This window comes from Acidobacteriota bacterium (assembly GCA_012517875.1).
In the GTDB taxonomy this organism is placed as follows: Bacteria; Acidobacteriota; JAAYUB01; order JAAYUB01; family JAAYUB01; genus JAAYUB01.
In genome coordinates this window covers 1-18,380 of record JAAYUB010000112.1, presented here as the reverse complement: position 1 = coordinate 18,380, position 18,380 = coordinate 1, and the positions used below count along the sequence as shown (strand labels likewise).

General features: G+C 65.8%; 24 protein-coding genes. 15 read left to right on the top strand and 9 right to left on the bottom strand.

Annotation, left to right across the window (positions count from 1 at the left end; translation table 11 throughout):
• The coding region (locus GX414_12355; protein ID NLI47888.1) for a bifunctional tRNA (adenosine(37)-C2)-methyltransferase TrmG/ribosomal RNA large subunit methyltransferase RlmN at positions 1 to 520 on the bottom strand (520 nt) is incomplete at its 3' end.
• Between the two features lie 108 nt (positions 521 to 628).
• Positions 629 to 2,563 carry a TonB-dependent receptor plug domain-containing protein gene (locus tag GX414_12350; protein NLI47887.1) on the bottom strand — a complete coding sequence of 645 codons (1,935 nt, stop codon included), beginning with the start codon at positions 2,561 to 2,563 and terminating at the stop codon, positions 629 to 631.
• A 73-nt stretch (positions 2,564 to 2,636) separates the two neighbouring features.
• On the opposite strand from GX414_12350, the gene GX414_12345 reads away from it, so the two are divergent.
• The 5 genes from GX414_12345 to GX414_12325 are packed head-to-tail and all read left to right on the top strand — an operon-like array spanning position 2,637 to position 5,658.
• Positions 2,637 to 3,308, top strand: coding sequence for a zinc ABC transporter solute-binding protein (locus GX414_12345; GenBank protein ID NLI47886.1), 672 nt, complete (start codon positions 2,637 to 2,639; stop codon positions 3,306 to 3,308).
• Between the two features lie 24 nt (positions 3,309 to 3,332).
• Complete coding sequence (locus GX414_12340) at positions 3,333 to 3,533, top strand: hypothetical protein (GenBank protein NLI47885.1); 201 nt, start codon at positions 3,333 to 3,335, stop codon at positions 3,531 to 3,533.
• Entirely contained in the window at positions 3,511 to 4,233 is a 723-nt protein-coding gene (locus GX414_12335) for an ATP-binding cassette domain-containing protein (protein ID NLI47884.1), read from the top strand. Before GX414_12340 ends, GX414_12335 begins: the two co-directional genes overlap by 23 nt.
• Positions 4,230 to 5,051 (top strand): metal ABC transporter permease, encoded by an 822-nt coding sequence (locus tag GX414_12330; protein ID NLI47883.1) that lies wholly within the window; start codon positions 4,230 to 4,232, stop codon positions 5,049 to 5,051. The genes GX414_12335 and GX414_12330 overlap by 4 nt, the downstream gene beginning before the upstream one ends.
• A complete protein-coding gene (locus tag GX414_12325) occupies positions 5,044 to 5,658 on the top strand; it encodes a methyltransferase domain-containing protein (protein NLI47882.1) in 615 nt (204 codons plus the stop codon). The genes GX414_12330 and GX414_12325 overlap by 8 nt, the downstream gene beginning before the upstream one ends.
• Before the next feature lie 36 nt (positions 5,659 to 5,694).
• Here the strand turns inward: GX414_12325 and GX414_12320 are convergent, their stop codons facing one another.
• The 7 genes from GX414_12320 to GX414_12290 all read right to left on the bottom strand — a co-directional run bounded on the left by GX414_12320 (position 5,695) and on the right by GX414_12290 (position 11,823).
• A complete protein-coding gene (locus GX414_12320) occupies positions 5,695 to 6,600 on the bottom strand; it encodes a DUF4339 domain-containing protein (GenBank protein ID NLI47881.1) in 906 nt (301 codons plus the stop codon).
• Positions 6,601 to 6,680: 80 nt separating this feature from the next.
• Complete coding sequence (locus GX414_12315; GenBank protein ID NLI47880.1) at positions 6,681 to 7,901, bottom strand: HAMP domain-containing protein; 1,221 nt, start codon at positions 7,899 to 7,901, stop codon at positions 6,681 to 6,683.
• A 24-nt stretch (positions 7,902 to 7,925) separates the two neighbouring features.
• A complete protein-coding gene (locus GX414_12310; protein ID NLI47879.1) occupies positions 7,926 to 8,720 on the bottom strand; it encodes a DUF4388 domain-containing protein in 795 nt (264 codons plus the stop codon).
• 23 nt (positions 8,721 to 8,743) lie between these two features.
• Complete coding sequence (locus tag GX414_12305) at positions 8,744 to 9,238, bottom strand: hypothetical protein (GenBank protein ID NLI47878.1); 495 nt, start codon at positions 9,236 to 9,238, stop codon at positions 8,744 to 8,746.
• A gap of 9 nt (positions 9,239 to 9,247) precedes the next feature.
• A complete protein-coding gene (locus GX414_12300) occupies positions 9,248 to 10,255 on the bottom strand; it encodes a hypothetical protein (protein ID NLI47877.1) in 1,008 nt (335 codons plus the stop codon).
• Positions 10,255 to 10,920, bottom strand: a complete 666-nt coding sequence (locus GX414_12295) for a DUF4388 domain-containing protein (protein ID NLI47876.1) — start codon at positions 10,918 to 10,920, stop codon at positions 10,255 to 10,257. Before GX414_12295 ends, GX414_12300 begins: the two co-directional genes overlap by 1 nt.
• A gap of 120 nt (positions 10,921 to 11,040) precedes the next feature.
• Positions 11,041 to 11,823 (bottom strand): enoyl-CoA hydratase/isomerase family protein, encoded by a 783-nt coding sequence (locus GX414_12290; GenBank protein NLI47875.1) that lies wholly within the window; start codon positions 11,821 to 11,823, stop codon positions 11,041 to 11,043.
• A gap of 110 nt (positions 11,824 to 11,933) precedes the next feature.
• Here GX414_12290 and GX414_12285 point away from each other — a divergent pair, with 110 nt between their 5' ends.
• The 10 genes from GX414_12285 to GX414_12240 form a co-directional block, all read left to right on the top strand.
• The gene (locus GX414_12285; protein NLI47874.1) at positions 11,934 to 12,773 is read left to right on the top strand and encodes a dihydroorotate dehydrogenase electron transfer subunit; all 840 of its coding nucleotides are present in this window, start codon (positions 11,934 to 11,936) and stop codon (positions 12,771 to 12,773) included.
• A 15-nt stretch (positions 12,774 to 12,788) separates the two neighbouring features.
• A complete protein-coding gene (locus tag GX414_12280; GenBank protein ID NLI47873.1) occupies positions 12,789 to 13,193 on the top strand; it encodes a cytochrome c maturation protein CcmE in 405 nt (134 codons plus the stop codon).
• 25 nt (positions 13,194 to 13,218) lie between these two features.
• Positions 13,219 to 15,192 carry a heme lyase CcmF/NrfE family subunit gene (locus GX414_12275; protein ID NLI47872.1) on the top strand — a complete coding sequence of 658 codons (1,974 nt, stop codon included), beginning with the start codon at positions 13,219 to 13,221 and terminating at the stop codon, positions 15,190 to 15,192.
• Positions 15,189 to 15,434 (top strand): hypothetical protein, encoded by a 246-nt coding sequence (locus GX414_12270; protein NLI47871.1) that lies wholly within the window; start codon positions 15,189 to 15,191, stop codon positions 15,432 to 15,434. The genes GX414_12275 and GX414_12270 overlap by 4 nt, the downstream gene beginning before the upstream one ends.
• 19 nt (positions 15,435 to 15,453) lie before the next feature.
• A complete protein-coding gene (ccmA, locus tag GX414_12265) occupies positions 15,454 to 16,188 on the top strand; it encodes a heme ABC exporter ATP-binding protein CcmA (GenBank protein ID NLI47870.1) in 735 nt (244 codons plus the stop codon).
• The gene (locus tag GX414_12260; GenBank protein NLI47869.1) at positions 16,185 to 16,868 is read left to right on the top strand and encodes a hypothetical protein; all 684 of its coding nucleotides are present in this window, start codon (positions 16,185 to 16,187) and stop codon (positions 16,866 to 16,868) included. Before ccmA ends, GX414_12260 begins: the two co-directional genes overlap by 4 nt.
• 44 nt (positions 16,869 to 16,912) lie before the next feature.
• Complete coding sequence (gene ccsA, locus GX414_12255) at positions 16,913 to 17,641, top strand: cytochrome c biogenesis protein CcsA (GenBank protein NLI47868.1); 729 nt, start codon at positions 16,913 to 16,915, stop codon at positions 17,639 to 17,641.
• Positions 17,642 to 17,644: 3 nt separating this feature from the next.
• Positions 17,645 to 17,788 carry a CcmD family protein gene (locus tag GX414_12250; protein ID NLI47867.1) on the top strand — a complete coding sequence of 48 codons (144 nt, stop codon included), beginning with the start codon at positions 17,645 to 17,647 and terminating at the stop codon, positions 17,786 to 17,788.
• Positions 17,788 to 18,033: a hypothetical protein gene (locus tag GX414_12245; GenBank protein NLI47866.1), complete on the top strand. Its 246-nt coding sequence runs from the start codon at positions 17,788 to 17,790 to the stop codon at positions 18,031 to 18,033. The genes GX414_12250 and GX414_12245 overlap by 1 nt, the downstream gene beginning before the upstream one ends.
• A 112-nt stretch (positions 18,034 to 18,145) precedes the next feature.
• The coding region (locus GX414_12240) for a hypothetical protein (GenBank protein NLI47865.1) at positions 18,146 to 18,380 on the top strand (235 nt) is incomplete at its 3' end.

Here is an 18,380-nt window from a genome sequence, read left to right as displayed (position 1 = left end):
GATAGACGAACAGCCGGAAGGCGGCCATAACTGCATCGTAGTTGAGCAGCGGCTCGCCCATGCCCATGAAGACGATGTTGGCCGGCCGGCCCTGGAGGCCGAGGTCGGCGGCGATCCGGAAGTACTGGCCCAGAATCTCGCCGGCGGCGAGGTTGCGGCGGGCGGCCATGCCGGCGGTGGCGCAGAAGGCGCACCCCATGGGGCAGCCCACCTGGGTGGACAGGCACAGCGTCACACGGTCCGGCTCGGGGATGTGGACCGACTCGACAAGACAGCCGTCATCCAGCCGGAACAGGTACTTGTGACAGCCGTCGGCGGACGCGGCCCGGGCGGCCGTTTCGGGCAGACTGATCCGGCAGCAGGCGGCCAGCTCCTGGCGGAGCGACTTGGCCAGGTTGGTCATGGCGTCCAGCTCCGTGCACTGGCGCCGGTAGAGCTGGTGGTAGAGCTGCCGCGCCCGGAACGCGGGCTGGTCCCAGCGGGCCAGCACCGCCGTCAACTCCGCCAGGGACATGCCCAACAGGTTCTCCCGCTCCATGGTCCGGTACTATAGCACCGGGGTGGGGAAAAATCAAAAATGGTCCGGACGGCCGGAGTCCGGTCCGCCGCGGGCGCGAGGCCGACGGGGTCAGTGGATCGTCACCCGGAGCCCGCCCAGGAGGGTAACGCCGGGCATGGGGTAGCTGGGGCGGTATTCGTAGTCGGTATCCGTCAGGTTTTCCACGGCCCCGAACAGCGTCACCCGCTCCCGCCAGCTCTCGGGGGTGATGTGGAGGTCAAGCCGGGCGTTGACGAGGGCGAAGCCGTCCATGGCGACGTGGGCGCCGGGATAGCGCGGATTGGCAGCGAAGCGTCGGCCGATGTACTGGGCGTCCACCGAGACGTCGACCCGCCGGAGCGGTTTCCAGTTCCAGCCGGTGACGATCGTGTGGCGCGGCGCGTAGGGCGTGTCGTGGGGTTGGGCGTCCAGGAACGTATAGGCCGCAAACAGATGATGCGCGTCGGCGGGCCATATCGTGACCGATGTCTCCACGCCGTTGAGCTCGTACGCGGCGATGTTCTCGTAGTGCGGCGGCGGGGCGGTGAAGCGGAGGGCGTCGCGGCCGCGGTCGTGGAACAACGTGGCGTCGAGACGCAGCCATGTGTTGACCACCCGGGACACGCCCGCCTCCAGGTGAACCACCCGTTCCGGTTCCAGCTCGCGCCAGGCGTCGCCCTGGCCCCACTGGCCGTACGACACGGCCGCGTACACGCCGGGCAGGTTGAAACCTCGCGAGAAAGAGGCGTGCGCCGTGGTGCCGCCACGGATCAGGCTGACACCGGCCTGGGGGGCCAGGAACGTGCCGAACGGATCGCTGACGTTGACGCGCAACCCGGCGACCGGAGCGATCTTCGTGCTGTCGCCGAACTCGGCGCTGGCCAGCGCATAGGGGGCGGCGTTGCGAAACCGCTCGCCCCGGGTGGGGCCCGCCACGCCGCCGATGACGCTGGTGAAATCGCCCCCGTAGTCATCCCAGTCGAAACCGGCCGTCAGCGCCACCCGGTCGCTGCCGCGCCACGTCTGGCGGGCGCGGAAGCCCCAGTTGTGATAGTCGGTGTCACTGTCCTCGGGCTGCTGCCGGCCGGTGTTCCATTGCTGCCAGCTGATCATGCCATTGTCGCTGTAGAAGCGGCAGTACCCGTCCCAGCGGACGGACGTGTTCTCCAGCGTGACCACTGTGAGCCAGTCGTCGGTGTTGAATTGGGCGCGGGGCGGCGGCGGCAGGTCGACGACGCCCGGGTCGCGGGCGTAGTTGTTCGTATGGGTCACCGCCAGGTCCAGCCGCCAGCCCGGGGCGACCGCGTAGCCCAGACGGCCGAAGTAGTGCTGCAGCTCGCCGTCGGCTCGGGGCCGGTGTCCGTCGGAGTGCTTGTATCCCAGCGAGACGTAGGTGTCGAACCGGCCCTGCCGGAAGCCGCCGTTCAGGGCGGTGAGCAGCGTGCCGTAGGAGCCGCCGGCCGCGGAAAGCTCCAGTTCGTGCCCGTCCTGGAGCATGCGGCGGGTGCGGATGTCCACCGCGCCGAAGCTCATGTTGCCGTACAGGACGGGGGATGCGCCTTTGACCACGTCGATCTGCTCCATGGTGTCCACGGCCAGCACGTCCATGAGGGGATGAGCCCAGACGCCGGACACGCGGGGGACGCCGTCGACGAGAAACTGGATCTCGGCGCCGGGGCGGCCCGAACCCATGCCGCGGATGAACAGGGTGCCGCCCTCGCCGCCGCCGTAGCTTCCCACCAGGTTGTAGCGGGAGATGAGGATGCCGGGCACCCGGCGCACGCCGGTGAGAATGTCGTGGGCCATCAGGTCGTCCAACTGCGTCCGCGAGACGCGGGAAAAGGTGATCCCGTCGGCGGCGAGGTGGTTGCCCTCCACGATCGGGGCGTCGGCGCGGACCTCGATCTCGGTGCGCAGCGGCGGCACGGGCGCATCCGGTTCGCGTTCCGCCGATGATTCGACGGCCCAACCGGTGATGGCGGCCAGAACGGCCCAGCAAAAAATCAGGGCGATTCGCGGAGACATGGACATTGCACTCCGTGTTACGTATAATAAATCGGTAACACTATAGGAGTTGGTGACAGTGAGGTCAAGCGGTTTGTGCCGTCCGAATCGAGCGACTGACACCCGCACCGCCGGATCATGGACCGCCCGGACGACGGGCTGGGCGACGCCGGTCGCCCTGTTGTTCGCGCTGGCGGCGTCAGGTTGCAGCGGATCGTTCGCCACACCGGCGCCGGAGCCGCCGCGGCCGCAGGTGGTGGTCTCGTCCTCCCTGTTGTACGCGATGGTGCACAGCCTGGCCGGACCGGAGACGGAGCTGTACCTGCTCGTCCCGGCCGGGTCCTGCCCGGGACATTACGACCTGGCCCCCGCCGACGCCTTGGCCATCCAGCGCTGTGACTTGGCCCTCACCCACGCCTTCCAAAAGGATCTCAGAACCCGCTGGACCGGCCTGGCCCTGCCGGGAACGCTGGACGTGCTGGCCGACCGGGGCTCCGCGCTCATCCCCGACAATTATCGAGCGGGGCTGGCCGAGGCGGCCGATGTTCTAGCCCGCCGGTTTCCCCGGCAGGCGCCGGTGATCCGCTCCCGCCACGTGGCGGCCGATGATTCCGTACGCCGAATGACCCTGCCGACTTTGGCCGAGCTGCGGCGGCTGGGCCGCGGAGTGGCGGTCGTCTGCGACAGCCGCCAGGCGGAATTCCTGCGATTCCTGGGGATCGAGGTGCGCGGCACCTGGCTCGCCGGCGCCGATCCGTCGCCGTAGCTGATCCGGCGGGCGCCGGGAGACGTGGACCTGCTGGTGGGTAACCGGCAGTCGGACCAGGCGGGCATCACCGGGCGGCTGGCGGAACAGTGGGGCCGGCCGCACGTCGTGCTCAGCAATTTTCCCACGGACCCGGCGCAGCAATACGATTACCTGGCGTATTTCCAGTCACAGACTCGCGCGCTCCGAGAAGCCCTCAGCCATGTCCGCCCCGCCGCTCGTTGAACTGACCGGCGTGAGCCTGGAGCGGGGCGGTCGCCGGCTCCTCCAGGATATCCGCCTGCGGGTGGCGCCCCGCGAGTTCATCCTGCTGCGCGGGCCCAACGGCGCCGGCAAGACCATGCTGTTCGAGACGATCACCGGCTTTGCGACGCCCACCGCCGGACAGGTTCGCGTGGCCGGGCTGCCCATGGACTGGGCGAACCGACCGGCCCTGAGGCGCCGGATCGGTTACCTGCCCCAACAGGCCTGGTTCGACACGCGCATCCCGATCCGGGCGGGCGAGTTCGCCGCATTGGCCCAGTGCGGGGGATGGGGGACGCGGCGCGGCAGCCGGCGCAGGCGCGCCGCCCGCCTGGCGGACATCGCCGCCTACATCGGCATCACCCCGCTCCTGGACCGGCCCCTGGCGGCGCTGTCGGGCGGCGAGCTGCAGAAGGTGGCCATCGCCCGGATCCTCCTCCAGGAGCCGCAGCTCATCCTCATGGATGAACCGATGAACCACCTGGACCGCTCCGCCCGGGAGCAGATCGCCCGGCTGCTGGCGCGGGTGAACCGAGAGCAGGGTCTGGCGGTGATCCTCGTCAGTCACCAGGCCGAAGAACCGCCGGAAGCGGCCACCCGCATGTTGCACCTGACGGACGGCCGGTTGGCGGACGACCGACCGCTGGCGGCCGCGAGCGCGCTACCGGGAGGTCCGGCATGAACCTGGCTGACTGGCTGCACCTCCCGCTGATGCAGCGGGCCCTGTGGGCGGCCCTGGCCGGCGGCGCCGGCTGCGGCCTGCTGGGCGTGCTCATTGTGGGCCTGCGCATCCCGTTCACCGGCGTGGCGGCGGCCCACGGCGCCATGGCGGGGGCGGTGGCCGGGCACCTGCTGGGAGTGTCGCCGGTGAGCGGCGCCTTCGCCGGTTCTTGCCTGTCGGTCTGGCTCATCGGCCCCATCATCGAGAAGTCCCGCCAGGAGCATGAGTTGGCGGTGGGCATCGTCTTTTCCACCATGCTGGGCCTGACCTTCTTGGGGATGTCCCTGGCGGGCGGGGAGATCAACCGCCTGCTGGCCCTCCTGTGGGGCAGCATCCTGCTCCTGCCACCGGACCGGCTGGTCTGGATGGCGGGGGCCACGGTCCTGGTCGCGGCGCTCGTCGTCGGGTTCTACCCCGGCCTGCGGGCGCTGCTGGTGAGCCGGAAGCTGGCCGCCGCCGCGGGGCTCAGGGACGCGTTTCTGATGGGCCTGGTGCTGACGGTGGTGGGAGTGGCGGTGGCGGTCTATCTGGAGGCGCTGGGCGGCCTGCTGATCTTCGCGGTGCTCATCGCGCCGGCGGCCACGGCGCGACTGTTCGCCCGCAGCCTGCCGGGGCTGTTTGTCGCCAGCGCCGCGCTGGGCGCGGGCGGCTGCCTCGCGGGCGTGCTGCTGTCGGCCTGGTGGAACGTGGGCACAGGCGCCATGGTGATCGTCGTGCTCTGCGCCGTGTTCTTTGTCGTCTTGATTTTCCGGCGCCGGGAGGCGACCCGTTATGACTGAAACGCATGCCGACAAACGGGCCTTCTTCGACTATCACGCCGACGGCTGGGACGCCGACTACCAGGATCCCGGTGAGTTGCCCCGCCTGCGGACGGTGCTGGCGGAAGCCGGCCTGCGGCCCGGGCAGCGGATCCTGGAGGCCGGCTGCGGCACCGGGCGGATCACGCCGGTGGTGCTGGACCTCGTGGGGGCAAACGGCCGGGTGGTGGGGATGGACTTTTCGCTGCCCATGCTGCGCCAGGCCCGCGACCGGGCGGCGGCGGCCGGTGCCGGCTGGGTGCTCGCCGACGCCCACCGGCCGTGCTTCTGCCCAAGCGCCTTCGACGCCGTGCTGCTCTATAATTTTTTCCCCCACCTGAGCCGCAAGGCCGAGGCCCTGGCGGCCATGGCCCGGCTGCTGCGGCCGGCGGGCCGGCTGGTCATCTGCCACCTCACCGGCCGGGAGAAACTCAACGCCTTCCATGCCGGCGTGGGGTCGGCGGTGGCTCACGACATGATCCCGCCGCGGGAGGTCGTGAGCCGCATGCTGGCGGACGCCCGCCTCGGCCCGGTCATCTGGCGCGAGGCGGAGGATCTGTACTTGGTGGTGGGGGAAGCGGGCGCCTGACGGCCGCCGCGGGATCCCGCGGCGGCCGCCGGCCGGTCATTTGCCGATGCGGCTGATGGCGGCGTGCAGGCCGCCGAACTCGTTGATGAGGGTGACGAAGCGGTTGGGCACCGGCGCGATGAGCACCGTGCCTGTGCCGCGGAACACGTTCACGAACCCCTCGCCCGAAGCCCAAGAGCTGAACAGCTTCTTCGTGGCCTTCTCGACGCGGAAGTCCAGGTTGCCGGTACGGGCTACGGCGAAGCTGCCGTCCACGGTGAGCACCTCGTTGTTGAGCTGCAGCGTCTCCACCGGCCCCGGCGCGTTATACATCACCTTGCCGTGTCCGGCCACGCTGGTCTGAAAGAAGCCCTCGCCGCCGAACAGGCCGGAAATCGCCTTGTTGGTGTACATGTCCACCGTTATGGAGCGGTCACAGGCCAGGAAGGCGCCGCGGTCCAGAATCCAAGTCTCACCGCGGAGTTCCAGGATGTTCACCTCGCCGAAGGTGGGCTCGAGGAAAATGGTTCCGCTGCCCCGGTACACCGGCTTGACAGCGCGCTCGCCGGTGAGCTTCGACTTGATGAAGCCGCCGGCCGAAGGCGTTTGGACTTCGATCTCAATGTTGCCGACCATGTAGTGGAGAGCGCCCGCCTCCAGCACCACTTCTGCCTGCTGGATGGTGATCTTGGGCATCTTGTAGTATTCGGTTCTCAGCACCTCAAACTGGGTCGCCCCCTGGAAGGCGGCGGCCGGTGCGGCCTGAACCGGCGCGACGGGCGCGGGCGCGGCCTGGAACAGCTGGGGCAGCACCGTGCGCAGCGGCTGCCAGTTGGGCATCCCGTCACCCCAGCAGAAGGTCTCGCCGTTGACCCGGCCGGCCTGGATCATGGCCCCGATGTCCTGCGTCGACAGCGGGCCCACCTGTTGGTTGTTCTCCAGAATGAACAGTGTCTGGCTCATGCTCTTCCTCCTCGGCGCATTAAAAAAACACCGGACGCGGAGGTCCGGTGTGTGGTTTGCCGGCGTTCCGCGTATGGGCGTCAGCGTTTACGCAGACGCTCGATGGCGGACTTCAAACTGATGCGCATGCGGTCCAGCGAATCGGCCAGGCGGCCGATCTCATCGCCGCCGGTCTTGACCTGGATCGGGACGTCCAGATCGCCCAGCGAAATCTTGTTGGCGGCTTCGGTGATCATCTCGATGGGCTTGGTCATGCGGGTGGCGACGATGTATGTGAGCAGCACCGAGAACAGGATGGCCGCGCCGATGACGATCATGATGAAGTTCCGGATGTAGTTCTGGAACTGGCGGAACCAGGTCTCCCGGACGCTCACCGAATAGATGCCGATGATCTGGTTCGAGATGTCCTTGATGGGGACGTAGGCGCTGACGTAGCTGATCTCGCCGATGGTTTCGGTCCCGATGAACTCCTTGCCCTGGTTGAGAACGTAGTTGAAGATCTCCTGGGTGATCGTCTCGCCTACCCCACGCCCGGTCGCGCCGCTGCGCGATGACGCGACGGCCGTCTCCCCGAGGTACAGGGTGGCCGACCCCGCTTCGATGTTTTCCTTGTAGACCATCTGCTTGAGCTGGTCGACCAGCTGGTTGTCGTTGTTGAGGACGTCACCGGCCACCAGCGCCCCGCGGACCTCCTCGCCCATGATGAGCGGCACCACCACTTCCATCCCGAGCGCGGCTTCAATCTGCTTCTTCTGGGTGCCCACCGTCAAGGCGTCCTCCAGCTTTTCCTGCGACATGTAGTCGATGGGCAGCTTGACCGAGCCGTACACCACCTTGCGGTTGCTCAGCGCCTCGCGCAGCATCGGATCCATGGCGGCGAGGTCATCGTTGCGCTGGTTCGGGTTGTTGACGCGGTACAGCACGCGACCCCGGCCGTCGGTCAGGGTCAGGTAATCGATGCGGAGCTGCTGTTTGACGATCTCCAGCACGTTGATCGCCTTGCGGCGTTCCAGGTCGGACTGGCCGGCCGCGGCCGGCGGGGCCGCCGCCGGGTTGATCGTGGTGATGAAATCGTACTGCAGCGCGTTGATGGCCAGCAGCTTGGTGTTTTCCTTGATCTCGTTCATCCGCTGCGCGTACTGGGTGGTGGCGATGTCCGAGTTGGCGCGGATCTTGCCCAGGGATTCGTCCAGCGTCTTCTGGGTGACAATCACCACGATGACCGCGGCGGAGATGATCAGCGGGATCACGATGGCAAAGAGGGATAAACCCAGCAGTTTAGTCCGGATTGTGAGTTTCAAAGTTCACCTCGCCAGGGGAATCGGTCAGACATTCTTGATGATTTCCAGCATGTTGCGCTGGAAGTCGATCATCTTCTTCGGGTCGTTGATTTCGCCGCTGAGCAGCTCGATGAGCTCGGGCAGCTTGTCTTTGGGAAACGCTTCGCGCGCTTCGCCGAGGTTGCCGATGTGATCGTCCATCACGATGGGGGCCAGCGGGCCGATGACCTTGGCCATCTCCCGCTCGATGAGCTGAAAGATGCCGGGGTCGATCCCCACCTTGCGCTCCTCCCGGGTCACCGCCTCGCCCATCATCTCGATCAAACCGGCGTTGAAGAGCTTGCAGAACGCCTTGCTCACGTCGAGGATCGGGAGTTCCACTTTGCCGGCGATCTCGCTCACGCTGTCGATGCCGTTGATGTGACGGAGGATGTTCCACTCAGTGGCGTTGAGCGAGATTTCACTGGGGGTCCCGTAACTCATCTTGAAGACCAGGTTGGTGTGGGGGATCACCTTGCGGATCTCCAGCCAGTCGGCGTCGATCTGCTCGCCGCGGCGGATGATGTCCTGGGCACCGGTCAGGATGGTCTTGTTCTTGACGCTGATGTTGGGGAGGAAGGTGAAGATGCCGTCGGTCCATGACAGCAGCGCGTACACCGCATTCTCGCCCATGACCGTGTTGTACTTGGCATGGATGATTTCGCCGGAGAGGAAATACACGTCACCGCTATCCTCGCCGCGCTGCAGCGACAGCTTGCCGGTCCGCTGGCTATTGCAGAGGATCTTCATAATCTCCACCAACTTCAACTGGCTCAGGTTCCCTTTTAGGGTTTCGCTCATAATTCACAACCCTTCCGGAAGAATTAACCGACGATCTGGCGGATCCGCTCCGCCTGGGCAAACTCCTTCTCGTTCAGCTTCTCGCGCGAGAGCACCGAGGTCTTGCGTATCCGCACCGGCTGGGCCAGCTTTTTGTAGCGCTTGTCGGAGACCACCTTCGACAGCGCGACATTCATGGTCATCCGCAGGTGGGCCTTGTTGAGGTTCTTGTCACCCAGCAGGACCAGGATGGTCTCCTGCACGCCCAGCTTGGTGGGGACCAGCAGGCGCACGTTGTTGTACACGATCAGCTTGCCTTCGACGAAATTCACTTCGGCTTCGATGATCTCGTCGCCGGGCAGCTCGAGGACACCCAGGCACTGGACCAGCTCCAGGGCCCCGGTGGCGGTGAGGTTGGCGCGGCCCAGCCGTTCGGTCTGGGGAAAGAGGAGTTCGCCGCGGTTGTTCACCAGGTAGGCGGAGCGGACGCCCATGACGGTGCTGACTTCATCCACGAATTTACCGAGTAGATCTTCCATGGCTGTCCATTATTTGAGAATTTCGTAAAACTTGTCCAAATCCAGGCTGGACGCGGCGTAGGCGTGATCCGCAGCCAGCAGGGCCCGCGTCCGCTCGCGGAACGGCTCGAGGGGGAAAGCGACCCGGGCCGCAATCATCTTCTCCAGAACGTGCCGGATGAGCCGGAACGTGGCTTCCGCGATCACCCTGGGCTTTTCCTCCGCGCGCAGCTCCAGCCGGCTGTCCTGGAACGTGTACTCCGCCGCGAACGGATCCAGAAAGGGAAACTTGTCCGCCAGCTCCAGGCAGGACTCCCGGAAGAGATGGTTGAAATCGAGTCCGCGCTTGTTGTCGGCCGGAAAATCCTTCCGGAATTCGTTCAGCAGCGTCTCCATGACCGCCTGGACCTCATCCCGGGTGATCTCCACCTCCGCCGGCGTGGGCTCGGCTTCCTGCTCGGTGGCGCGGTAGACGTTGAACGTCGCGCCCAGGTCGCGGGATCCCTCGATGATCTCCTTGATCGCGGTCGAACCGGCGATCAGATCCTTGCCCAGCAGGGAAATCAGCGCGTCCACCGGCTGGCCGTCCTGGACGAACAGGAGGCCGTAGCCGATATTCTTCTGGAAAATCACTTCCACGAAGTGGTCGTTGGGATCGCTTTCCAGGCGGCTCAGCAGCTTCTTGGGGTCGGTGAACTCGCTGGAAACGTTTTCGTGGATCTTCTCGCTGCCCAGGTAGCGGGAGATGAAAAAAACGGCTTCCGGGGGGAGCTGGTAGGTGGAGATGAGGAGGTTTTCCTTGCGGCCGATCTGGAGGATGGCGCCCAGGTGCTGGCGACCCAGCAGGTTGACATCCCCGCGAATCCGGACGTTGGCCACGGCGCCGCCTTCGAGCAGGATCTCGCCTTCGTGCTTGACCCCCACCAGTTCGATGAGACCGGAAAACGAATTGCCCTTGAGTTCCTCGAGCAGTTTGCCAAGGTCCACAAAATAGGAGCTGAGTTCCTTATGAACCGGCTTCCCCTTCGGAATGATCATTATTGCCGCTCGTTGATATAGGTTTGAAGTTCCTTCATCACCTGGGGCTCAGCCAGTTTCAGGTTGGCCTGCGGATTGAAAAAAACACCGATGAGGTGGGGATCCCGGTCCACCAACATCAGGGTTTTGTCGCTGAAGTTGACGGTGACGCTGTCGAAGTAGCTGATGCCGGAATTCTTGCCGACGTTCTGCAGCTTGGCCGCGCAAAACGACAAAATCTGGGCATAGAGTTCCACTTCCTCAAAGCTGCTGTTGGACAGGGGGGTTCCGTCCTTGAGCAGGGTGACCGCGGCAAGGACGCCGTCGATTTGCATCAGGTTCTTGATCAGCTTGATGTGGACCTGGTCCTGACCGGCCTGGCTTTCATCAAAGATCCGCATGCCTTCGAGGATCAGCTCGGACCACTTGATCTCGTTGGTCTTGATGTTGGTGCGGATGCCGTCCTCGATCTTGAATTCGCCTTCCGTCAGGTGGATCGCCTTGTAAACGGCCTCCGGGCCCACCAGGTTGTCGAACTGGGCGTGGGGGATGTCGCCGTTCTCGAAGTAGATCACGCCGATTTTCCCCCGGTAGTTGAAGGTCAACTTGGCGGTCTTCTTCTCCAGGCAGTTCAACTGAATCAGATTGACCAGATTGACTTCCTTGAGATTCCCAATCAGTGCCATTTGGTTTATCCAGTTTTTAGAATAAGTTGCCCGGCCGATGACGGCATAGTTAAAAGTATCACGGCCCAATAATTCATGTCAAGGACCATTACAGCCCGAAACACCCGTAAAACAAAGATTTCAACGGTTTTTCCAGGCCGGCGGCCTCCGGTCCATCCAGGCGGCGACGCCTTCGCTGAAATCCTCCAGGTCGGTCAGGATATTCAGGTAGTCGGTATACGATTCGTCGATGAAACGCTGGAAGTTCTCGTGCTTGGCCCGGCGCAGGTTGCGCAGCATCAGCCCGGTTACCGGCGTGCTGATGGTGGACAGGTGGGCCAGGGTCTTCTTGAGATCGACCACGAGCTCTTCGCGCGGGTGCACCCGGGCTACCAGCCCCAGTTCGAGGGCCTGGGCGGCTGTCATCTCGTGACCCTCCAGGAAGGTCTGGAGCGATGCGGCGAATCCGGCCGACTGCCCCAGCATGATCGTGCCCACCGCGGGGAAGGTGCCGATGGCCAGATGGTCGTACTGAAAGGTGGCTGCGGAGCTCGCCAGCACCAGGTCGAAGAAGGGGAGCAGATCGCAGCCCCAGTTGCGGACCTTGCCGTCGACGAGAGCGAGGGTGAGGTATTCCACGTTGAGGAGGAACTCGCAGATGTTGCGGAAGCGCTCCAGAGCGGAGAACACCATCTCCCGGGTGTGTTCCGAGAAGTCCAGGCCGCCGATGAAGTTGGGACCCGAGGCGGACACAAGCAGAGCGGCCGTTTCCGCCTGGCCGGCGACCGACTCCATCAGCTCGCTCCATTCGCCCAGCAACTGCAGCGACAGGAGGTTGTCCGGCGGATTGTTCAAGGTGATGTGGGCCAGGCGGCCTTTCAGCTCGAAACGGATCTTCGCGAACTGGGCCGAATCGTCTTGCATGGTCGCCTCCTCGCCAAACGGAATGCCGCTACCGCCCCTCGCGGAATTGCGATATAATCGGCGGTTGAATTTTACATCGTGGTGTCAGATATACCACCAAGATGGAGCGAATGCAAGAATCCACCACCGCCCGCGCGCGTGACGTCCAGGTCTCCCGGTGCGAGACGCTCGCCGGCGGTTATTTCCTTCTTGGCATCACTGCGCCGGAGGCTGCCGCCGCGGTCGAGCCCGGGCAGATTTTCATGCTCGGCCTGCCCCGACACTCCTTGTCCGCCGATCCGTTGCTGAACCGCCCCCTGAGCGTACTGGACGCGCCCGGCGCCGGTGCGGACGGGGAGATCCTCTTTCTGATCAAACAGGTGGGCCGGGGCACACGGCTGCTGGCCGGATTGCAGCCGGGCGACAAGCTGTTCGCCCACGGCCCGCTGGGCGGTACGTTCCCGGAGCCACCGGTCGGTGGGACGACAATCCTGGTGGGCGGTGGCGTGGGCATCGCGCCGCTCTATTTCTGCCTGCGCCGTTTTAGCGGAATAGCCCAGCTGGTGTTGTTCTACGGCGGGCGCACCGCGGCCGACCTGCCGCTGCGCGAGCTCCTGGCGACCGAGACGGGTACCGACGTCCGGTTGGTGACCGAGGATGGCAGCCTAGGGGAACGGGGCTTGGTCACCGAACCCGTCGAGCGCTTCCTGAAACAGAATGCCGCGGACCGCATCTATTGCTGCGGCCCTAATGCGATGATGGCTGTCGTCCACCGCATCGGTGCCTCGGCCGGCCGGTCGGTGTGGGTGTCCATGGAGAATCGGATGGGTTGCGGCATGGGCGTGTGCCTGGGCTGCACGATTCCGGTACGCGATGACCGCGGCGCCGCCATGCTGCGGGTATGCGCCGACGGTCCCGTCTTCGAGGCCGGACGGATCGACTGGGAGCTCCTCGCCCGGTCCCCAATCTAGTTCGCGGAGCGCCGGATGGCCAAGCTGAAACTGATCCTGATCGTTGTGCTGTTCGTCGGAGTGGTGGGTTACCTGATCTACTCGGGCCTGCAGGAAACCACCGTCTACTACCACACCGTGGACGAGGTGCTGGCCGGCCAGGCGCATGACGGCGGACGGGGCGTGCGGGTCACCGGCACCGTCGTGCCCGGCTCGGTCCGGCGGGCTGCGGACGAGCTGGCCATGGATTTCCAGATCGCCGATCAGGTGGGCCGGCCCGCCCTGACGGTCCACTATCAGGGGGTGATCCCTGACAATTTCAAGGAGGGGATGGCCGTTGTCGTGGAAGGCGACCTCAAGCCCGGACGCCGCGAGTTCGACGCCGCCACCATCCTGCTGAAATGCCCCTCGAAGTACGAGAAGGCGCCGGAACAGTCCTGACATCCGTCGTTGACAGGCAGAGCTTATGGTGCTGCTGGGCAATTTCCTGATCGTCGCCACGTTCGTCCTGCTGCTCTACGCCGTCGCCGCTGCGGTGGTGAGGCTCCGGACCGGCCGGCCCGCGTGGACCGACACCGCCTGCCGGGCCATCTACGCCGCGGCCGCCCTGGCCACCGGCGCCGCCGGGCTTCTCCTCTGGGCGCTGGTCCGGAACGACTTCCGGCTGGAATACGTGGCAAGCTACACCTCCACGACGCTGCCCCTGGTCTACCGGATCACCGCCTTCTGGGCCGGCCAGGCGGGTTCACTCCTCCTCTGGCTGCTCCTGCTGTTGCTGATCGCCGCAGGGGCGCTGGCCGGATTCCGCCGGCGCCACGCCGCGGTGGTCCCGCCCTTCATTCTCATCACGGCCGCCTCGGGTCTGTTCTTCAACCTGCTCCTGCTCCTGTTCACGAACCCGTTCCAGCGGTTGGACGTGGCGATCGCCGAGGGGCGGGGCCTGAACCCGCTGCTCCAGAACGTGGGCATGATCTTCCACCCGCCGATGCTGTTCGTCGGCTACGTGGGCTTCACGGTGCCGTTCGCCTTTGTCCTGGCCGCGCTGGCTGCCGGCGCCATACCGCCCGACGGGCTGAAGATCATTCGCCGCTGGACGGTGTTTTCCTGGCTGTTCCTCACGGTTGGGATCATCCTCGGCGCGCAGTGGGCCTACGTGGAGCTGGGCTGGGGCGGCTATTGGGCCTGGGACCCGGTGGAGAACGCCTCGTTCATCCCGTGGCTCGCGGCGACGGCCTTCCTGCACACCTCCATCCTGCAGGAACGCCACGGGGTGTTGAAAAAATGGAATGCGTTCCTGGTGGCGCTCACATTCCTGCTGTGCATCTTCGGCACGTTCATCACTCGGAGCGGCTTCATCGAGTCGGTGCACGCCTTCGAGCGCTCCACCATCGGGTATTACTTCCTGATCTTCATGGCGGTGATGCTGGCCCTGACCGGCGGCGTCATCGCCTGGCGCCGGCAGCTGCTGGCGCCCGACCGGCCCCTTGACAGTTTCCGCTCCAAGGACGGACTGGTCGTGCTCACCAACCTGCTGTTGATGGGCTTCCTGGTCGTGGTGCTGGCGGGGACCATCCTGCCCACGCTGTCCGAACTGGCGGGCGGCCGGAAAATCGCCATCCAGACGCCGTTCTTCAACGCGGCCGTCATGCCGTTCGCCATCGCCTGCCTCGTTTTGCTGGGCGTCTGCCCGGTGGTGGGCTGGTACCGGGCCGCGGCGGCGGCGTTCCTGAAGCCCGTGCTGGTGTTTCTGGCGGTGAGCCTGGCGGGCTTCGCGGCGATGGCGGTCTGGCTGCGGGGACACCTCTCCGCGGCGGTTCTGGCCGGCCTCGGACTGGGCGCCGCGGCGGCCATCGTCACCGACGTGGCGCGCTCGGCGTGGATCCGCCGGCAGACCACGGGCGAGGGGTTCGGCGCGGCGCTGGCGAACCTGCTCCGGAAGAACACCCGCCGCTACGGGGCCTACCTGGTCCATCTGGGCGTGGTGGTGTTCTGCATGGGCGTCGTAGGCTCGGCTTACTTCAGCCAGTCGTTTGACGCCACCGTGGAGCCGGGGCAGTCGTTTGAGGCCGGGCCGTACACCATCCGCTACGAGCGCTTCGACCGGGATGCCGATCCGGAGAAGGAGATCCTCCGCGCCGAGCTTTACGCGCGGGAGGGCGGCCGGACCGCGGCGACGCTCCGGCCCGAAAAGCACTTTCACCGGCTGTTCGAGCAGCCGATGACCGAGGTGGCCATCCATTGCACGCCGGTCCGCGACCTGTACGTGATCTTCTCGCCGCTCAGCCTGTCCGGCCGGGCCAACTTCAAGGTGCTCATCAACCCGCTGGTGCTCTGGATCTGGGCGGGGGGCATCGTGATCACCCTGGGCGGGCTGTTGGCGCTCCTGCCGCGGTCCCGTCGCGCCCTGCTCCAGGAACTGCCGACCAAGGAGGCGTCATGATCCCGTCGCTGCTGGTGCTGGCCATCGTCATCGCCGCGGTGCTCTACGTACTGTGGCCGTTGCTCGGCGGGATGCCGGCGGCAACGGCCGCTGCGGACGACATCCCGCCGGCGGCCGACCGCGAGGAACTGGACGCGGCGCTGGCCGACCTGGAGTACGACCGGCGCGCCGGCAAGCTGCCGGACGAACCATACGCCGAACTCAAGGCGCAGCTGGAGAGCCGGCGGCGCGAGATCCGATAGCCCGAGCGAGCGATCCGGAATGCCCGACGACGGCGTACCAGTCCTGTCCTTGCGGGAAGTGCGCAAGCACTTCGGCGATGTGCCGGTGCTGCGCGGCATCAGCCTGGATGTCGCCCCGGGGACGTTCCTCTCCGTGGTGGGGCCCAACGGCGCCGGCAAGACCACCCTGTTCAATTGCATTTCCCGCGTCATGCGGCCCAGCTCCGGGACGATTCGGTTCCGGGGCGAGGACGTGAGCGGACGCGACCTCGAGTTCCGACGGGCGCTGGGCTACATCTCCCACCAGCTCTTTCTCTACCCCGAACTGACCGGGCGGGAGAACCTCCGCTTCTTCGCGCGGCTCTACAACCGGCCCGACGATCCGGCCGCCTTGGATGCCAGCCTGGCGGGGATGGGGCTGGCGACAGCCGCGGACCGACCGGTCCGGACTTATTCCCGCGGCATGAAGCAGCGGCTGGCCATTGCCCGCGCCCTGCAGCACCAGCCGGAGCTGGTGCTGCTGGACGAGCCCTTCACCGGCCTGGACCAACACGCCGCGGTGATCCTCCGGGACCTGCTCCACCGGCTCAAGGGGGAGGGTCGGACGATCTTGATGATCAGCCACCAGCTGGAGCACGCCGCCGAGCTGGGCGACCGGATCCTCGTGCTGGTCAGCGGCCGGATCCGCGCCGAGGTGGCCGCGGCCGAAACGGGGCCGGACCGTCTGGCGGCGCTCTACCTCGACGCCGTGAGCCGGCATGGAGGGGCGTCGTGAACATCCTGCGCCTCGCCGCCTGGGTGGCCTGGAAAGATCTCCGCCTGGAGCTGCGCACCCGCCAGAATTTCCTGACGACCCTCCTGTTCGCCTTCATCGTCATCGTGGTGTTCAACTTCGCCTTCGATCCCGGCTCCCGGGCGGCGCGCGAGAGCGCCCCGGCCATCCTGTGGGTGGCGTTTCTGTTCGCTGGAATCCTCAGCTTGGCCAACGCCTTCGCCACCGAGCGCGAAGAAGGGTGCATGCTCGGCCTGCTGCTGACCCCGGTGCCTCGCGGCGTGATCTTTCTGGGGAAATTCCTCGCCAACCTGGCGTTCCAGACCACCATGGAGGCGCTGATCCTGCCCGTTTTCATCGTCTTTTTCAACATCCGGTTCGCCGGCGGCTTCCTGCCGTTTTTGCTGGTGGTCCTGCTGGTGAACGTGGGCTTCATCGCCGTGGGCACCCTCTTCTCGGCCATGACCATGGGCCTGCGCCTGCGCGAAGTGCTGCTGCCCATTTTGCTGTTCCCGGTGATCGTGCCGGTGGTCATCGCCGGCGTCAAGGCCACCGCGCTGCTGCTCCAGACACCGGCAGCGTCCGGCTGGATCCCCTGGGTGCGGCTGCTGGCCGGCTTCGACTTGATCTTCGTGGTAGTATGTTACGCGGTCTTCCGTTATGTCGTCGAGGAAACCGCCTGACGAATCGCCGGCGCGGGCCGGCATCCCGACATCCGGCCGATAGCATGACAACGGACATCCGACACCCCGATAGATGGACGGCCTCCCCCGCCGGCGGTCGCGCTGGCTTTTCCGCGCTGGTCGCCTTGACGGCGGCTGCTTTGGTGGGGGCGCTCTACATGGTGTTCCTCTATGCGCCGCGGGAGCGCGAGATGGGGGAGGTGCAGCGCATCTTCTATTTCCACGTGGCCTCGGCCTGGCTGGCCATGGTGGCGTTCACCGTGGTGTTCGCGGGCAGCATCCTGTATTTGTGGCGCGGCCGGCTGCGTTTTGATCGCTGGGCGGCGGCCGCAGCCGAGATCGGTGTCCTGTTCACCACCATCGTGCTGGTGACCGGGCCGCTGTGGGCCCGGCCCGTCTGGAACACCTGGTGGACGTGGGATCCGCGCCTGACCTCCTCGCTGATCCTCTGGCTCATGTACCTGGTGTATCTTGTGCTGCGCGGCAGCCTGCCCGAGAGCCCCCGGATGCGCCAGTTCAGCGCCGTCTACGCCGTCGTCGCCTTCGCGGACATCCCCATCGTCTTCTTCTCCATCCGTTGGTGGCGCAGCATGCACCCGGTGGTGGTCTCCAGCCAGGGGATGAACCTGGAGCCGGAGATGGTCCACACCCTGATCGCCTCGTGCGTGGCGTTCACTCTGCTGTTCGCGCTGCTGTTCCGGCTGCGCCTAGGGGTGGAGTGGGCGCGGCTGGAGACCCAGCGCCTGCGCCGGATACTGCTCGAGAGGGAATGACAGATGAACGGCTACCTGTTTGCGGCTTACAGCTTCATTCTGCTGCTGCTCTTCGGTTACATCGTCGGCTTGCACGGCCGGCTGCGGCGACTGGCCCGCGAGCTCGAGGCGCTCCGGCTGGCCCTCCGCGACGGGGAGGACGCCTGATGGGGATCGCCGGCTTCCGTTGCGGCGAATGCGGCGGGGAGAAATTTCCTGCGGGCGTCCGAATCCTCCTGTGCCCCGCGTGCGGCGAGAAGATTCACGCCGGCTGTTGGCCGCGCCATCGGGACCGACACCAGGCGACGGACCCCGACGCCCGGCCGGACACGGATGCGCGCCGCGGCACCATGGGCGATTACGGGATCATCCGCTGGGCGGATCCGCCCCCAGCCGACCGCGACGGCGACTGAATCGGCCCCGCTTCCCGCCGAGCATTTTTTTTGACAACGCCCGGCGGAACATGTATATTAGTTGGGTTTTAACGAAGCCCCGAACCGCAACGCCGCGATCAGAACTGGGATCATGGACTACTGGCTGACGCAATCGTTTTCCGGCTACCTGTCGCAACACATGAACGAACTGATCGTCATCGGCATCGTCGTCTGCGCGCTGTTCATCATCATCGTCTACCTGACCTTCTTCCGCCGGCACCGCGAGCCGGGCATCCAGCAGCTCATCGAGACCCAGTTTCTGGAAAAGACGCGCAATCTCCCCACGAAGGAGGAGATCCTCAACGCCATCGTCGAATTCGACCGCT

Coding starts and splice junctions, on each gene's coding strand:
- GX414_12350 (NLI47887.1), bottom strand. CDS start 2,563: ATGTCTCCGCGAATCGCCCTGATTTTTTGCTGGGCCGTTCTGGCCGCC.
- GX414_12335 (NLI47884.1), top strand. CDS start 3,511: ATGTCCGCCCCGCCGCTCGTTGAACTGACCGGCGTGAGCCTGGAGCGG.
- GX414_12330 (NLI47883.1), top strand. CDS start 4,230: ATGAACCTGGCTGACTGGCTGCACCTCCCGCTGATGCAGCGGGCCCTG.
- GX414_12325 (NLI47882.1), top strand. CDS start 5,044: ATGACTGAAACGCATGCCGACAAACGGGCCTTCTTCGACTATCACGCC.
- GX414_12320 (NLI47881.1), bottom strand. CDS start 6,600: ATGAGCCAGACACTGTTCATTCTGGAGAACAACCAACAGGTGGGCCCG.
- GX414_12310 (NLI47879.1), bottom strand. CDS start 8,720: ATGAGCGAAACCCTAAAAGGGAACCTGAGCCAGTTGAAGTTGGTGGAG.
- GX414_12305 (NLI47878.1), bottom strand. CDS start 9,238: ATGGAAGATCTACTCGGTAAATTCGTGGATGAAGTCAGCACCGTCATG.
- GX414_12300 (NLI47877.1), bottom strand. CDS start 10,255: ATGATCATTCCGAAGGGGAAGCCGGTTCATAAGGAACTCAGCTCCTAT.
- GX414_12295 (NLI47876.1), bottom strand. CDS start 10,920: ATGGCACTGATTGGGAATCTCAAGGAAGTCAATCTGGTCAATCTGATT.
- GX414_12290 (NLI47875.1), bottom strand. CDS start 11,823: ATGCAAGACGATTCGGCCCAGTTCGCGAAGATCCGTTTCGAGCTGAAA.
- GX414_12285 (NLI47874.1), top strand. CDS start 11,934: ATGCAAGAATCCACCACCGCCCGCGCGCGTGACGTCCAGGTCTCCCGG.
- GX414_12280 (NLI47873.1), top strand. CDS start 12,789: ATGGCCAAGCTGAAACTGATCCTGATCGTTGTGCTGTTCGTCGGAGTG.
- GX414_12275 (NLI47872.1), top strand. CDS start 13,219: ATGGTGCTGCTGGGCAATTTCCTGATCGTCGCCACGTTCGTCCTGCTG.
- GX414_12270 (NLI47871.1), top strand. CDS start 15,189: ATGATCCCGTCGCTGCTGGTGCTGGCCATCGTCATCGCCGCGGTGCTC.
- ccmA (NLI47870.1), top strand. CDS start 15,454: ATGCCCGACGACGGCGTACCAGTCCTGTCCTTGCGGGAAGTGCGCAAG.
- ccsA (NLI47868.1), top strand. CDS start 16,913: ATGACAACGGACATCCGACACCCCGATAGATGGACGGCCTCCCCCGCC.
- GX414_12250 (NLI47867.1), top strand. CDS start 17,645: ATGAACGGCTACCTGTTTGCGGCTTACAGCTTCATTCTGCTGCTGCTC.
- GX414_12245 (NLI47866.1), top strand. CDS start 17,788: ATGGGGATCGCCGGCTTCCGTTGCGGCGAATGCGGCGGGGAGAAATTT.